6 protein-coding genes are annotated in these 16,084 nt (G+C 55.9%); 2 read left to right on the forward strand and 4 right to left on the reverse strand.

From position 1 onward, the window contains the following. Window positions 1-67: 67 nt before the first annotated feature. Genes P3G59_RS03685 through P3G59_RS03700 form a run of 4 tightly spaced genes read right to left on the reverse strand, consistent with a single transcriptional unit; the run spans window position 68 to window position 13,440 of the window. Window positions 68-2,920, reverse strand: coding sequence for an RHS repeat-associated core domain-containing protein (locus P3G59_RS03685; protein ID WP_277760504.1), 2,853 nt, complete (start codon window positions 2,918-2,920; stop codon window positions 68-70). Then, window positions 2,917-7,365 carry a SpvB/TcaC N-terminal domain-containing protein gene (locus P3G59_RS03690; RefSeq protein WP_277760505.1) on the reverse strand — a complete coding sequence of 1,483 codons (4,449 nt, stop codon included), beginning with the start codon at window positions 7,363-7,365 and terminating at the stop codon, window positions 2,917-2,919. Before P3G59_RS03690 ends, P3G59_RS03685 begins: the two co-directional genes overlap by 4 nt. After that, entirely contained in the window at window positions 7,362-10,976 is a 3,615-nt protein-coding gene (locus tag P3G59_RS03695; protein ID WP_277760506.1) for a neuraminidase-like domain-containing protein, read from the reverse strand. The genes P3G59_RS03690 and P3G59_RS03695 overlap by 4 nt, the downstream gene beginning before the upstream one ends. A 10-nt stretch (window positions 10,977-10,986) precedes the next feature. Then, a complete protein-coding gene (locus P3G59_RS03700) occupies window positions 10,987-13,440 on the reverse strand; it encodes a Tc toxin subunit A (protein ID WP_277760507.1) in 2,454 nt (817 codons plus the stop codon). Window positions 13,441-13,856: 416 nt separating this feature from the next. Between P3G59_RS03700 and P3G59_RS03705 the strand changes: the two genes are divergently transcribed. Next, window positions 13,857-15,206, forward strand: a complete 1,350-nt coding sequence (locus P3G59_RS03705; RefSeq protein WP_277760508.1) for a GntP family permease — start codon at window positions 13,857-13,859, stop codon at window positions 15,204-15,206. Window positions 15,207-15,222: 16 nt separating this feature from the next. Continuing rightward, a complete protein-coding gene (locus P3G59_RS03710; RefSeq protein WP_277760509.1) occupies window positions 15,223-16,083 on the forward strand; it encodes a MurR/RpiR family transcriptional regulator in 861 nt (286 codons plus the stop codon). The last annotated feature ends 1 nt before the right edge of the window (window position 16,084 follow it).

Here is a 16,084-nt window from a genome sequence, read left to right on the forward strand (position 1 = left end):
ACGAATCTGCCCGATGCTGCCGAGACGCCCCGCGCCATCGTATGAACCGGTACAGGACGTTCTGGCATCAGCCAGAAATATGCCTTCGGCGAGAGGCCCCGGCATGGCTCCCTAACGGCAGGATGCCGGTGGCGACAGTAACAATGTCAGGGATGATGCCGGTGCAGTTGCCACAGGCCGGGAAGTCCTGATTGAGTCCAGGGTTAGTCAGTTTTTGTACAAAAACGACGCTGTCGGACAACGCTCGGTTGAAGCCCCTCGAATCGAATTTTCCGTCCTTGAGAGGCAATTTACGGGCAATGTCGTTGACGGTTTGCACGTCGGCATGCAAGCCGGCAATGCCTGCGCGGATCGGGATTTCGGGATGTGCCCGAACATGATTCATGATCAGTTTCATTGTTTCGGGATGCAGAAACACACCGTTGCGTTGGTACTCTTCACGCAGCGCCGACTTGAACTGTTTCCTCGCCGTCACGGAATACGTACCCAAATCGCCCGGGGGCAGAAAGTCACTGTCTTTCCTCGATTGCGGATCCTTTCGAACGCCTTCAAACGTTGGGATTTGTAGATTCCGGGGGATTTTTGTCGGCTTTGAGGTAATGCCTGGAAAAGCATTGTTTCCCGATGGGCTGCCTTGAAAGTTATGGAAGGCGAGCATCTCTGAAGAACCGCCGCGCATGACGTAACTGGCATGTGCGATGTACTTTTTCAGGTTTTTTCCGCTGGGTGGGCCAGGGTCAGACTCGGATCGCTTGTGCACTCTTCTTCTGGGTTTGCCTTTAGCCTTGGGCTCGGGCGTGGCATTTTCGTTTAGTGTGCCGGTCAGCCAGCGTGTTTTTGCCGAGAACTTGCCGTAGGAACTGTTCGGTTGATCTATCAAATGGGCGAGCGGGGCTCTTTCAATCGCGCTGGCTGGAATGTCCAGATGGTTTAACGATTCGTACTTCTGCAAGCCGCCGTGATCGCTATATCTGATCGGGTTGTTACCCACCATGCAAAACAGGTTCAAGCCGTCGACGGTTCCGGCTGGGTCCGCGCTGATCCAGCGTTGCAACCAAGGGGCGTAGTAACGGTGGCCGTAGTAATACAGGCCGCTGCTGTCGCGTTCCTTGCCCGAGTAGCGCACCGTTGTGTATTGCGCCTCGATGACTGACCGCGCGGCGCTCCAGGCCGTGCCCCCAAAGGGGTAGTAAGTTTCCTGGCTGATCAGACTCGCGTCGTCGTCAAGCTCCAGCACGCAGGATCCACAGGGTTCGTCCAGGCTATAGCGCAGTTGCTGGCGCGGGCCCATTTCTGCGGGACGGCCCTCGGCCCAGTGCAGATAGCGGATGTTGCATCGGCCGGCCTGCATCGTAATGACCTCCAGGCGCTGCCTGTTTTGCGAACGCAACTCCAGTCCCGGCAAATAAACCACCTCATCGCGATGGGTAAGCGTCCCGCCGTAAAATGTGCGCGATTTGTACACGCGCTGGCCGCTTCCGTCATACACGTAGCGTTCCTCGTCATTGACGCCGTTGGCACGGCTGACCAGTGTCACGCCAGCCAATTGGCCCAAGGCATTCCATTGCAACGGTTGACCGGGCTGTAAGGTCAGCAGGTTACCGTGGTCATCCGAGTCTATGGCAGTGCCGGTAACCGAGTCGCCCTGATTCCAGGCAACAAGACGATTGCTGTCTTCGGCAATGTTGAGGTTTCTCGTATATTGATTGCCATCGCGAACATGGCGCAAGGTTGTCAGATTGCCTCCCGTGTCGTAAGCAAAATGCTGGGTGTAGTTGAACAACTCACCGACCGCAATCGTCATGCTTGCCGCGGGCACCAGTTTTGGCTGGGTGATTGCAGCCTGCGCTTCGCGGCCGGTGGCGCTGGTCAATTGGTAGAGGCTGTCATAAGTGAAGCGGCTGACGGCCTGTACCTGTTGATTGTTCGCGAAGCTGGTGGGCTGGGCCCTGTCGGTAATGGACAAGACGTTGCCCACCGCGTCGAAGGAGTACTGCAAATCCTGCAGGACCCGGCCAGCCTTCGAGGCATTCAGCTTAAGGAGGCGACCGCTGGCCATATCGTAAGTCGCGCGGTTGATCACGCCGTTTGCGGCCCGTTGGGTCTCGATCTGTCCAAACGCGTTGTACTCGATGTCGCTGATGATTACGCGTTCGGTGGGTTGGTCGGCGATTTTCAGGTGCAGCGTTTTGAGTTGCCCGGCGACATTGAACGAATAGCGTTGGGTATGGCCTTTCGCATCGGTTTGTTCCAGCGTTGCACCGCTGCTGTCGTACCGCCAGTGTGTGGTATGGCGTTGAACTTCAAGCAGGGCGTCACGTTTTTCGACTGAATCCGGCCAGTCTGGCAATTGTGGAGCGAATAACAATTGCCGCGTCTGGCTGGACGGTTCTCCGCACAGGGCATAGGCATCGCTCGACAGCGTGCCCGCACTGTCATCGTGGCGCACCAGTCGGGCGCAGCAATTGCGCTGTGCCGAGTCGGCAGAGCTGTCGCCATAGGTAAATCGTTCGGCAACGCGCATGGCTTGACCGGGCGCTTGTTCATCGACCCTCACCGGGCGTAACTGGCGATCATATTCCATGTTCCAGAGGTTGCCGCGTTGATCCCAACGCCTGCCAGTCTGGCCGCTGGCCTGAGCCAGTGACAGGCTCCACCCGGAATCGACACAAACCACGCCCAATGGCGTGCCGGCCAGCGAGTAGGACATCGTGCGATTAGGCGTGAGTTTTCGTGCGTCCTGTCTGGCATCCCACTGCTCGATCAGGTGCCCGGCAGTGTCGTAGGTATGCCGCGTGACCCTGGGGGCTGCGGGTACCTGCGATTCACTGCTGCGGTAATAAGCGATGTGGCGCACCATCAGTCCACGGCTGTCGATGACGCTGACGTCAGGTGTCTTGTTGTGCAGGCGGGCGCTCATGCTTGCACTCCTTTCGAGGTGGCGGACATGACTTCTTCGAGGGTGTCGTTCTCGTCTTCCATGACTGAATACCAAGGGTGATAACGGTGGCGACGCAGGTATGAAATCGCGCCCTGTTTTGCCAGAAATGTTTCGGTCGGTCTGCCCAGTGCGTCGTAATGCTGAAGGTCGTAATGGTCCAGTGTGCGCATCGACGTGTCCTTGACGTAGCAGTGACGATCGGCGAAGTACGGTCGATAGATGCGGATTGGCAGGCCCTTGTTGTTGTATTCCTGCCTGCCGGTGACGCACCAGCGTGTGGTGGTGACGCTTTCGTGCGCGACGTCGTTATCGAGGACGAGTCTGTTGTCGTCGCCGACCAGGTATGCCAGTCCCGGATCGACCTTTTGTTTGCTTTGCAACTCCCGCCCGAAGCCATCAAGGCAGCTCAGGGAAATACCGATCTGCGGCTGATCGCCGGGATAACGGTCCGCACTCAACAAGGCTGTGTGCACGGGCTCGCGATGGGCCCGCTGAATCAGGTCTGCAAGCTTTTGCGCATCACCGCTCAGCCGAGCGCCGCTGGCGGTAAGTTCGCGGGCGCGTGTGCAGATGTGGCCGTCGGGTAACAGAAGACCTTGTGCTACGCAGCGCTTCAGCCATTCGATATCGCGCCGTGCGTTTTCTTCGATGCGGCCCATCCAGCTGAACACATCGTAGGCTGCGATACTTGCGGCGTTCTGCAGTGCGCCCTGCGGATCGGCAATTGCGCTCGACGGTGTGAGCGAGTCCGGTCGTCGGTAGCTGCTCAGCTCGGCGAATCCGACCGGTCGGCCCTGCTCGGTACCATGCACACTGCTGGCCAGTACCTGACCGAAAGGGTTCACCAGCACTTCATTGATGTTGCCATTGGCGTCGGTGATTTGCGTGGGTGCCATGACACGGTAATTGTATTTGGCCTGGGTGGCGCAGCCATCCTCCTGGCGAATGGCGAGCACACAGCAGTGATACGCATCATGCTTCAGGGTCACCCGACCCTGGAGTGCGGTGGCTTGCAGGGACTCAGGTTTATGGAAGCCTTTTCCGGAGGCCACGGTCACGAAGCCGCTCTTGACCGACCAGAACTTGTTTTGCGCCCCGGCGGGCGCGAGCCAGTCGCTCATGCGCTCATAGCCAAAACGTGTCAGCAACGCGTCGTCTGGCCGAAGATCGGGCGCCAGGGTATCGAAGGCACGCAGGGCAGATTGATCGAATTCAGCTGTTTCGACGTAGGCGCCAATGCCGGCGAATTCAGCCACGCCATCGGGCAATACCCCGCCGCTCCGGGCGTTTTGATAGCGTTGTACAGACAATCCGGTCAACACTCCCGTCTTCGCAACGCCAGAGTCGACAAGCCATTTCGCGAACTTTTCGTAAGTGATGTCACTTGGGTTCAACTCATCGACTGCCGTTGATTTGTCTGCTTCGTATGCCTGGCTGCGCTGACGCCAGGGCAGGCCGAGGCGCCAGCCCTGAGCATCGCTGAGATGAATGTATTTGGCACAGTGTTCACTAATGTAGAAGCGCTGTTGCGCCGGGTCATGGGCGTCTTTCCACCAGTCGTTTTCATGGGCTTGATCGAAGGGGGCGGTGTCACTGGCGGTCAGACGTCGCGCGTAATGGATCTGGAAACTCTGCTCGACGGCGCCGAACCGGTCCCGGCGGGCATTGATCGTGTGCAGGCATTGCGGATCTGCAACGAAGCCGTCGTAGTTGTAATTAATCGATTCGAGTTCCAGTGGCAGTACACGGATGTGGTCTCGCGCCACCTGTTGTGGTGTCAGCAGGCGCACGTGATAACGGTGTTCTTCAACCTGCAGCAGCTTGCGCGATGTCCACCCGGCGCCGAGATCAAAGACCTCGCGCCGCAGCAGGCGCCCGCACAGGGCCCTGGCAATCGCCCGGCGGGTGGCTTCATCGGTCGCTTCGACGGCGAGGTCTTTTGCGTCCTGATACCGACTCACATAGACCTTGCCCAAGGGGCGCGCGTATTTGTCGGACGTGTCATAGCCGCGACGAGATGGCTCGCTTGGCTGGCCGGTATGAAACCACTGGCGGGTTCTGCTCGGCGGCATGCAATCGGCGCTGGACACGCGTTCGCTGCTGTTTTCGATCAGCAGCCCGAATCCGCGCAGTTGCCGCTCCTTGCTGTCGTAGTAGCCCTGGCGATAGCTGAAGCGTTGCGTCAGCTGATTTTCAGTGATTTCATCCCGTTGCATCTGGCTCCTGACCAGATGCAAGGCGAAGGGCAAGTGGCAGGTCAGGTCGACCTTTTTCCCCTTCATGCGCTCGGTTTTTTCGTCCAGCCATTCCTGCGCGGAACTGCGGTAAGCAATACTCGTGGACTGCCCCATGTTGTTGTTTGAGGCGGTCAGCAGGTAGGGCTTGCGCTGGACGAAGTCATAGCGCCAGTGATGTGGGGAATTTCGGGGCGCATGGAGCACCAGGCTGGAACAGCCCAGACCACGGGTGTCGACCAAATCGACACGGCACAGATCGTCGAAGCGCCACGTCTCGGGCCAGGTCAATGTCACTGCTGAATCGAAGCCGTGGCCGGCGCGATTGATGAAAATCAGCGCGTGTTCGGCTGTCAGGTAAATCAGGTCTGCCGCGCCCGAACCGTCCAGATCCGCAAGACGAATGCGCGAAGCGTCGAAAGTTTCGCGCGCCAAACCGGGCCAGGTTAAAACCCGGCCCGGGCCAAAACGCCCGCGACCAAGGTTTGCCCACACCTTGATTTCATCGTGACGGATGCGCACCAGATGCTGCTGGCCGCTGCCAAGCAGATCGCTGAACGCGACCAGCTCCTGCTTCGAATCGCTGAACACCGGAAGGTTGTCTTCGTCATCGGAGCGGGCGACTTCCAGTGCAGCACTGAACCCGTCACTCCGCTGGTTGGCGTACAGCCGGACGCTGCGTGGCCCGATCATTGCCAGATCGGCCAGGCCTTCGCCCATCAGGTCGGCCTGAAGGGCCTTGTTGTTGAAGAAGTCCAGAGGAAACGCTTTGAAAGCGTTGAAGTCGGTCCACGACCGATTCGGCGACATGGAGAAAAAACCGCTCATGGCCGGTTGCGCAACGACCCAGTCCAGACGCCCGTCGCCGGTCAGGTCGGACAGCGATTGCCGGGATGCATTGTTCAGCGTGGGCAGGGTGGGCAAAGGCTGCCCTTCGCCGTACACGACGTGGTCGGTGTTCGGCTTGCCGCGTAACGGCTCACGGTAACGCCAGTGGTCTTGCTGCCGGTAGAGCAACCCTGGCAAGCCTTCGCCATACAGGTCGACCCATTCCATGCGGTGGCTCTCGACCGTGGGCATCTGGCTGAAGGATGTCCAGGCAGAGGCCGATGGTTGCAGATTGAATTCGCTGTAGCTGAATTCAACAGGCGGATGGCTTTCGGGCTCGGGCGCCTCGTCGAATGCCTGCTGATGGGCGGCTGACAGCAAATGGTAACCCGCCTCGGTTTGCTGATAGTCGAGCAGCAGGCGCCTGACTAGCTGCGGGTCGTCTCCCAGTTCGGCGGGGAACCAATGGAACATCAGAATCTGCCGGCACAAGCGCTTCGTGCGCAACTCAAACCCGTAAGCGTAATTGAGAACTTCATCTTCGCGATTGACTGCATTGCCAGAGCCATATCCGGGTTTTTCCGAGTACCCGGTATCGCGTCCGCCGTAGTCCAATACCAGTTCAAAATGCCAGCGCACGGACTCCAGACGCTTCGGACGCCACAGAAACAGGTGTTGCTGAGATTTTTCGTTGCCGTAGCAGACACGGCTCAGATAACGCTGTGCCGTCGCTTTACCGCCAGCCATGTCGGCCTGATATTCGTAGTAGATGTGCTCGCCTGAAGCGTTGACGCTTTCTTGCAGCAGCCATTCGCCGACACGCTGTGGATCGGCAGGGTCGCCCCGTCGTGCAATGGCCTGCCGGCCGAACAGGTGAAGGGTGCCATCGGCGCCATGAACCAGCCAGAAACCGGCGGGGTCATCGCTGGCAGACCAATGTTCAATCCGGTCGAAAGCGCTTTCCACTCGAGCCAGATAGCGCGTTACCGTGTAGCTTTTTTTCAGATCAAAGTCATTGTACTTGTGGTGTTGGCTCGACTCTGCCGGATACCACTCGACGCCGTCCGGGCCGGCGACTTCGTCTTCGCGGGTGTAAGTGGGCACCCCTTTGCCGGTCACGCGGGTCACTGCCGGTATCGGCAGATTCCATCCGATGCCGAACACGCCGTTGCCTGCCGAGCTCGAATAACCCAGGGTCATGGCCGGGTCAAACCCGCGCCCCGTCGAGATCGGCAACGCCAGCTGGAAACTGGAAGCGCCGGTCGGCCCTACAGGCCCCCAGCCTTTACCCACGCTTTGAATGGCACCACCACCCTTGGGCAGCGCCGGAATATTGATGGAAACGGACTCAGGGCGACTCATTTCTGGTCCCCCGACGACCTGGCCGTGTAGCTGATGTGAACAAGCACGTCAGTCAGCGAGTTGATGAAAGTCTTTTGGTCTGTGTGATTGGAAATGCACAGACTCCAACTGGAAATGGCGCCGGTGAATTCGAAGGGCAGGTAGCGCTCATCGTTGAAATTGAGAGTGAACAGGCCGTTATCGTCAACGCCGGTCGACAGCGCGATGATTTCGTTGACCCGTTGGTTTTTCAGAACAGGCGAGTCCTTTTCGGGTTTCAGACGGACTTCGCTGGAGAGTTGCATCAGGGTCGCCCGAACGTTTTCATACGGAGCGAGAACTGCCGGGAAAGAAACGCTGATGGTTTTGATCCGGCGCAGATAGTGCTTTTTGTAATCCTGCTCGAACAGCTCGTTTTTAAATTCGAAATCGCACTTGCCCTTGTCTGTGAAGTTAGTCAGGACATCGCTCCATTCCACATCGCTGGCGGCTTTGAGCTGACGCAACGACACCGTTTTGCGAATCTCCAGCTCCCTGCAATTGCGCTGCAAGTAGTCTGCCTGCATTTTCATCAGAGCCAGCTTTAGCGGCTCCCCGGCTCCAAGCCCACGCCGGGAATTTTGCCACGTGCCATGCGGCAGGAAGACTGTGCTGAAATCGGCAATCTCGTATTGCCAGGCTGCCTCGGCGGCCTTGCACAGTGCCAGGGTCATGTCGTAAGCCTGACTGTAGAGAGGGGCGAGTTGGGTGCCAAGCCACTGATACAACTGTGCCTGGGTGAAGCGCGTGCTGAGGAAGTCGTAGTTGCTCTTGGCCTGGGACAAAGTTGTCTGCGCCTGACGCATCAAAAGCTCTGTGGCTTTCTGCTGTTCTTCCATCGCTTTCAACTGGGCGTCGATCTGGTTCAGCTCCAGTGCCGCTTGATCGCGCGCAAGCGTCCATTCTTCACGGCGCCGGGTGAATTGTGCCGTACGGTCCAGGTGGCTGGCGGCCGTTTGGTCAGCGGCCGATGCCCCTTGGGCGATGGCGCTCAAGGCATGCAATGCGCCCTCCCAACGCATGCCGCCATTGGCCAGGCCGAAAGTGTTTGGCGCCAGCATCAGGGCACCGGCACCGACCTGGGAGGCTAACGCCAGTTGTTCGGCTACACCACTGCGCAAGTACAACTGACTGGCATTGGCCTCCTCGGCACTGAGGTCCTGTTTTAGCAGCGTTTCATAATGCTCAAACCGCTGCTGCACGATCGCTTTGCCCACCTCCAGCGCTTTCTGATTCTGCTGTTCGCCGCGCAATGCCTGTGTCTGTAAGTCCACCGCCAGCGAGGCCAGCGCCCAGGCTTGCTGTTGCTGCACTTCCTGAAATTGCGATTGTTCCTGACGCTCGATCAGTGAGAGGAGCGTCAAGCCGAACTGAATCAGACTGTCAACGGCGCTCAACGCCTGTCCATGCATCACATTGAAGCGGTAATGCGGGATTTGCGTCGAGGCAAGGGCCGAACTCATGTCACTCTGGCCACCGGAGTGGGCTGTCAGCAGCGTGCGTGGGTCCAGAGGCGATTCGAACAAGCGAACGGGCTGGCGTTTACCGGCGATGTCCAGACCATGCCTCAAGTTATACAGGCGACTGTCCACCTGATCCCAACGCTTGAGTAAATCCGGATGGAATGGAATGCGCAGATGATTGATCGCGGGGAGCTGCAGTTGTACCGGGTTTTTTTGCCTGTTCAGATGCAGCGGGACGCTGCCACCCTTCTTGATGAGCTCCTGTTCAAGCTCTTTCATCTCCGTCAGGTCATCTTTTGCCAGTAGCTCAAGTGTGATCTGCTTCCAGACCTCTTTCCGGCCGTTGATCACCGGGCGATTGCCAAGCAGATGACGCGCTTGCAGATAGAGCGACTTCGCCTGGTTAAGACTCTCGGTTGTCAGGCGGCGATAAGCTTCGTCAGCGCGATTGAGCAAAATGTCGATATAGAGGAAAAACACTGCCTTGCGAAAATGCACGCGATGGCTGAGCGCAATCTGATGCGGGTCATAGGGATTTTTAAGCGCATAGGAAGGCTCTTCGACAGGATTCAGGGGTTCTGATTTCCAGAACTGTTTCTGGCCATTGTTATCCTGGCCCCAAGGGTCGAAGAGGTAATTGACCCATTTCATCGCGTCTTCGTAACGGTGCTCGGCATTCAAGCGACTCGCGAGCAGCCATGGGACGTACAAAAACAGTTCTGTGAAGTACTGGCCGTAAGCGCCATGAAAATCCAGCGCCTGGTGACTCGTGTGGGCTGAGCCTGGCGCGGACAGTTCGGATTTCGGTGAGTCGAGGTTGAACAGTTCGTCCAGACTGTTTTCTGCGCGGCGAATCATTTCGGCGGCGAAGCCGGTGTCGAGACTGATGCTGTTGTCATGGGATGGAGACGTTTCACCCTTTTTAGCGGTACGTTTTAATAGCTGCGATGAGTCTTCATTAACGATATCCCAGGCCGTATCTTTATCATTTTTCGTCATTATGCGTCGATGCTTGTCGAGCTCTAAAATGGCGTTCAGATGCGCTTGTGTTATTTGGAATACGGTGCTTTCATCCGTTACTGTAAGAAAAAAATTCTTATCGATATAGCCACCCAGGCTGTCGAGCTCCATCGTTAGGCGTATTTCGAGCTGATTATCTTTTTCAAAAGCCTGGATTGAGACAAGTTTGTTAAATTTTTCGGGCGTTAGAGCGGTCAAGTAACTTTTGGAAAAGCGTTCGAGACATGTTTTCGGCAGGCTCCAGGTGCCATCGATTTTACGCCACGCATAAATAAGCTTAACTTGTGAGTTACTTTGTCCTTTTGTACTTCCCTCCGCAAGCTGGTGGGGATGCTGATGATTACTTTCTGCCCAGAATACAAATAGTCGATTGTTGAACCAAACGGGCCGAATGGTATGTTGAATGGCATTTTGTGAAATCGGCACATCTGCTTTTTCCCATTGACTCCAGGCGAGAGGGTCAGGGCGCTTGAGTTTCTCGGCGCCCTCAGCGCTGAGCGTCACCGGGCGCTGCGACATATCGAGCGAGCGCCAATAATAGCGATCAGCTGAGCGCGATTTGGCCAGCAAATAATGAACACCGTTGTCGACGTCATCGCCATCGATATAACCATTGAGGATACTCAGGTTCGCCACTTCTTCAAACCGGGTCAGATAACCCAGTATTGCTTTTTGCGCGGTCGCTGAGTCGATCCGTCCCTGTGTCAAATCGTTTTCCAGTTGGCAAAAATTTTCGCTTTTATCGACCCGCAATGCAGGATCAAGATAAAGCGAAGGTAAATACATCAGTTGCTGGTGCGCTGCCCAGGTCGGGTAATGGCTCAAAACATTGCGCCAGGAAGAGCGCTGTTCCTCGCTCTTCGAATAATCGGAAGAACGGCGAGTAAAAGCCAGTTCGATGTGATGTTGAAGGCTGGAGATGGCAAAGCTGACCGGCGTCGTCGAAACATCATTACTGATAAGTGCATCAAGCAAACAGTGATCGTAAAGCGCTTCGGCAGATCTGATTTCCGTGTCGGGATTTTCAGACGTTTCGAGGTGGAGATAATAAGCTACCTGGGCATCGCGCAGGCTCTCCTGCAACTGCTTATGAATTTCTATGTTTTTCATGTTTATTCCCTTAAACATTTACGTTGTGGAGAAGTTCGGCAGCGACGGCGCGCCATTCATCCATTGAGTTTTGGCTGTTAAACTTCAATAGGTCACGCAGTTTTTCCAGCGAAAGCCCCGTGTTTTTGCATAATTCAAGGTGGCGGGTGACCCAGTCCAGTTGCTGCATGTTTTCAACTCTTCCCCTGGGTAACTCCTTGGTCAAAGTGTTCAGGGTTTGCTTGGTAACAAGAAACTTTGCCAACGCGTCGTTGGCTTTTATTTGAGTATCGGTATGGGAAAGTTTCAGGAAGCCGAGAAGCTCGTGACTCGCGCCTGGATCGTGCCGGCTGTAATTGGCAAAGCGTTCGAGACAATAGAAGTCTTGCAGTTCAAATGCGCTGTTCCAGTCCGGTTTGATCAGTGTGTGATCGCTCAGCAAGTTGAGCAATATGTCGCTGCTTATGTTTAATGTCTGGCAGATTTCAGCGGCGGCCAGTGACTTGTGTAACAGCAGGGTTTTCCCTTTCTTGATTTCTGCACATATTCTTTGCTCGGTGGTATTGGCCATTTTCATGACGCACGGAACGTATTGCACCGAAAGCCCTGCGACGTCCTGCAGCAACTGGTGCACGGCAAGGGTATGTTGTTTTTCAGCGGTGGCATCGCGCAGGGCACTTATCGCAGCGACATGCACGGGAAGTTTTTCACGAGCAAAAGGCAAGCGGCGCCCCAGCATGCGCAACAGTTGTGCGACTGTAAGGCCGGCTGATCGTAACCATGTCATCACCCCGTCCACTGCCATCAACAAATGGAGGATGTCGGCTTCGGTTTCACTGCTCAATTTTCCTGATACCAGCAATCGCTCGAATGCTTCGCCCCCGAGTAAATTGATTAACTCCTTGCATTCGAGGGGGGATAAACCAAACAGCCGCGCTACGCGTGCCTGACGATAAAGAGATGAAGCGGTCGGCAAGTTTTGATGCAGGCTTCCCAAGTGTTTTTTGGCTAAACGTATGCACAAGTCGAACGATTCCTGCGTCATTTGAAGATCCATACCGTCGGCAAGGGCGACGGGAGATACTTCAGTGGATCCTTCTTCTTTTTTAAACAAATTGGCTGCCGGGAAACCGCGATGGAAAACACGATCAAACAAAGAGGCCCGGCCGTTGACCGAGTCGGTGGGTAAGCGGTACAGAAGGGCTGCGAATTCCTCTGCCTCAATCCCATAATGTTGATTGAAATATTGATAAACACCCACGGCTCGCAGTGTGGACCTGGGAATAAATGTGTCACTGCCATCGCTGGAAATTGCGCTGTAGACCAGAGTGTCGAGTTCCCCCAGCGAAATGTTGCTCCATTTGTGAAAACGTATCATGCGCTGGATACGATCAAGGGCAGTAACCATATGTGCTTCGGGATTGTCGTGTGTCAACGAAATGGTTTTTAGTTTACTGCCGGGTACATTGTCCACTACAAGGTGCGAGGAGCTTGATGGGTATGATTTGGAAACTTGAAGATCAACGAATTGTTTGATTTGCGACGGCCAGCAATTGGTTTGGGAGGCAAACAGGTTAAGGTCGTAACGATCTTCTTGTATGCTGAATTTATCTACAACGCTGTGTGTCGCGCCTGTCTCCGTGTCTGTTGGACTGATATATTCTGCGAGCTTGGCCGTCAGAACATCGATTTGCCTGTTGCTCAGATTCGACATCTTTATCTGAGCTTCGCAAAGCAGGTTCAGGGTTACCTTGTCAGGGTTCTGAAAAAACGTATTTGGCCATAGAAGTTGCAGTTTATAGTCCAGAATGCCCAATCCAAGATTCTTCGCAGCGAGCGCTACTACACATTGTCGATGACGGTGATGGTAGGGGAGGAAAATAGGTTTAGTCTGTATGGACATTATCTCCAGAGTCGTTTTGTCGTTGGCGTGCTTTGCATGTTTTTTTATTTTATGGCCCAGCACCTTGTTGACGAGTTGCAAGGCCGGGAGTGGTTCAAAAACACTGGAAGCATCTATCTGTTGAGTGGCAATGTCCGGACGAATCTCGCTTATTTTGCGCGTGGGTTTTTCTTCCGCATCAAGCTGGCCGGAAAATATGTACAGGGCACGCAGATAAGCGGCTGGCGAGTCGATCGCATTTAAATCGTTCTGCGCGCAAAAGTTATCCCAGTTTTCTTTAAATAGATTTTCATACGTTGGCTCAACGCTATCGACACCACGCTTGGGGCGTGTTTTGCCTGTCTTGTGAAGTTGGCGCTCCATTTGCTCGCGTGTTATTTGCCGGGCAAAACTGCTGGCGTAGTCGTGAGCTATTTCGGCATTCAGTTTTTCATCGGGGGTTTTTTGTGTTTGCTTGTATTGGTCTCTGGACTGCTGAACCACGGTGAGAGTGGAGTTCATAGCGATGCCATGTATTTTAAAAGTCTGAGTGTCAGCAATGTCAGGAAGTAATTTAAGTTTGTTAAGGTCTATGTCGCTCATTGTTTATGTTTCCGTTTAATGTTGTGTCTTTTGGGGCGATGAACATAACTTACTCCGAGGAATTCTAAATGTAGGAGTTTTCTCTATTGCAGGTAAGGCGAAAAAATTTGAACTAAGTAGTTTGCAGGCAAACTTCTGAAAGGATTATTCCGGCTCGGTTTTATTGTTCTCCGCCTGATATTTGCTGGTTGTTTGTTTCCAGGCATGCATTGGAGTCGTCGGCTTGATTTTTTATAAAAGGTTTCGCCGACGAAAATCTCATGGCGTGATTTTCATTAATCACGACAATACATACCCATTAGCGACACGCCTTATCTCTCCACGAAAATTACTTTCATGCGGTTTGAAATCTCGATCTCGAAATGATTTATGAGTTTCACAACCCATTCGAACGTGACCCTTTCGAGGAGTACCGCATGACGCCTTCCTTCGGCTATTGGCTGCTGGTCTATGCCGCCGTCGCCATCATCGCGCTGATCGTGTTGATCGCCCGTTACCGGCTCAATCCGTTCATCGTCATCACCCTGATTTCCATCGGCCTGGCGCTGGTGGCCGGGATGCCGCCGTCGGGTGTGGTGGGGGCGTATGAGGCCGGGGTGGGCAAGACGCTGGGGCATATTGCGCTAGTGGTGGCGCTGGGCACGATGCTCGGCAAGATGATGGCCGAGTCCGGCGGTGCCGAGCAGATGGCACGCACGCTGATCGATAAATTCGGCGAGAAGAACGCGCACTGGGCAATGGTCTGCATCGCGTTCCTGGTTGGGCTACCGCTGTTTTTTGAGGTCGGTTTCGTCTTGCTGGTGCCGATCGCGTTTACCGTGGCGCGACGCGTCGGCGTGTCGATTTTGATGGTCGGGTTGCCGATGGTGGCCGGCCTGTCAGTGGTGCATGCATTGGTGCCGCCGCACCCGGCGGCGATGCTCGCGGTGCAGGCCTATCAGGCGTCGGTCGGGCAGACCTTGCTGTATGCGATCGCCGTCGGCATTCCCACCGCGATCATTGCCGGGCCGCTGTACGCCAAATTCATCGTGCCGCGCATTCAATTGCCGGCGGATAACCCGCTGGAAAAACAATTCCTCGACCGCGAACCGCGCAACCAACTGCCGGGTTTCGGCATCACCATGGCGACCATTCTGTTGCCGGTGGTGTTGATGCTGATCGGTGGCTGGGCCAACCTGATTTCCACGCCGGGCAGTGGCTTCAATCAATTCCTGTTGTTCATCGGTAACTCCGTGATTGCGCTGTTGCTGGCGACCTTGTTGAGTTTCTGGACGCTCGGTATCGCTCAGGGTTTCAACCGCGAATCGATCCTCAAATTCACCAATGAATGCCTGGCACCCACCGCCAGCATCACTTTGCTGGTCGGTGCCGGTGGCGGCTTGAACCGGATTCTGGTGGATGCCGGCGTCACCGATCAGATCGTCGGCCTCGCTCATGAATTCCACCTGTCGCCGCTGATCATGGGCTGGCTGTTCGCCGCATTGATGCGCATCGCTACAGGCTCCGCGACCGTGGCCATGACCACCGCGTCCGGCGTGGTCGCGCCGGTGGCCATTGGTCTGGGATATCCACACCCTGAGCTGTTGGTGCTGGCGACCGGTGCTGGCTCGGTTATCTTTTCCCACGTCAACGACGGCGGCTTCTGGTTGATCAAGGAATACTTCAACATGACGGTCGCGCAGACGTTCAAAACCTGGACCGTGCTCGAGACGTTGATCTCGCTGGTCGCATTCGGTCTGACCGTCGGCCTTTCTTACCTGCTGTAACCGGAGCCCGCCGCCCATGGACATCCTCTACCAGATCCGCGCCCGTCAGGATTTCTTCAGCGCCGGTGAAGGTCGCATCGCTCGGCTGATGCTCGACGACGTTGGTTTTGCCGCGAGCGCCAGCCTCGAAGACCTCGCGCAACGCGCCGAGGTCAGCACCGCTACGCTGTCGCGGTTTGCCCGCACCGTCGGTTGCCGTGACCTGCGTGATCTGCGCCTGCAACTGGCTCAGGCCAGCGGTGTTGGCCGCCGTTTTCTCGACCCGGCGGGCACGCCTGAGCAGTCGGCGTTTTACGGGCAGATCGTTGGCGATATCGAAACCACGCTGCGCCAGCACTTGGCCGGATTCGACGAATCGCGCTTTGCCGACGCGGTGAAAATGCTTGGTCAGGCACGGATGATTCACGCCTTCGGCATGGGCGGTTGCTCGACTTTATGCAGCGATGAATTGCAGGTGCGCCTGGTGCGCCTCGGCTACCCGATTGCGGTGTGTCATGACGCGGTGATGATGCGCGTCACCGCCGCCAGCCTGAACGCCGAGCAAGTGCTTATCGTCTGTTCGCTGACTGGCATCACCCCGGAATTGCTCGAGACTGTCGAACTGGCGCGCAACTACGGCGCACGCATTCTGGCGATCACCCGCGCCGACTCGCCGCTGGCCGAACTGGCCGACATCGTTCTGCCGCTGCAAGGCGCGGAAACCTCGTTCATCTACAAACCGACGGCGGCGCGCTACGGCATGCTGCTCGCCATCGATGTGCTCGCGACCGAGCTGGCGCTGGCCAATCCTGAAGACAATCAAGAACGTCTGCGGCGGATCAAACTCGCCCTCGACGAATACCGTGGCGGCGACGATCACCTGCCGCTGGGAGACTGAC

Origin of the sequence: Pseudomonas sp. A34-9 (assembly GCF_029543085.1) — a bacterium.
In the GTDB taxonomy this organism is placed as follows: domain Bacteria; phylum Pseudomonadota; class Gammaproteobacteria; order Pseudomonadales; family Pseudomonadaceae; genus Aquipseudomonas.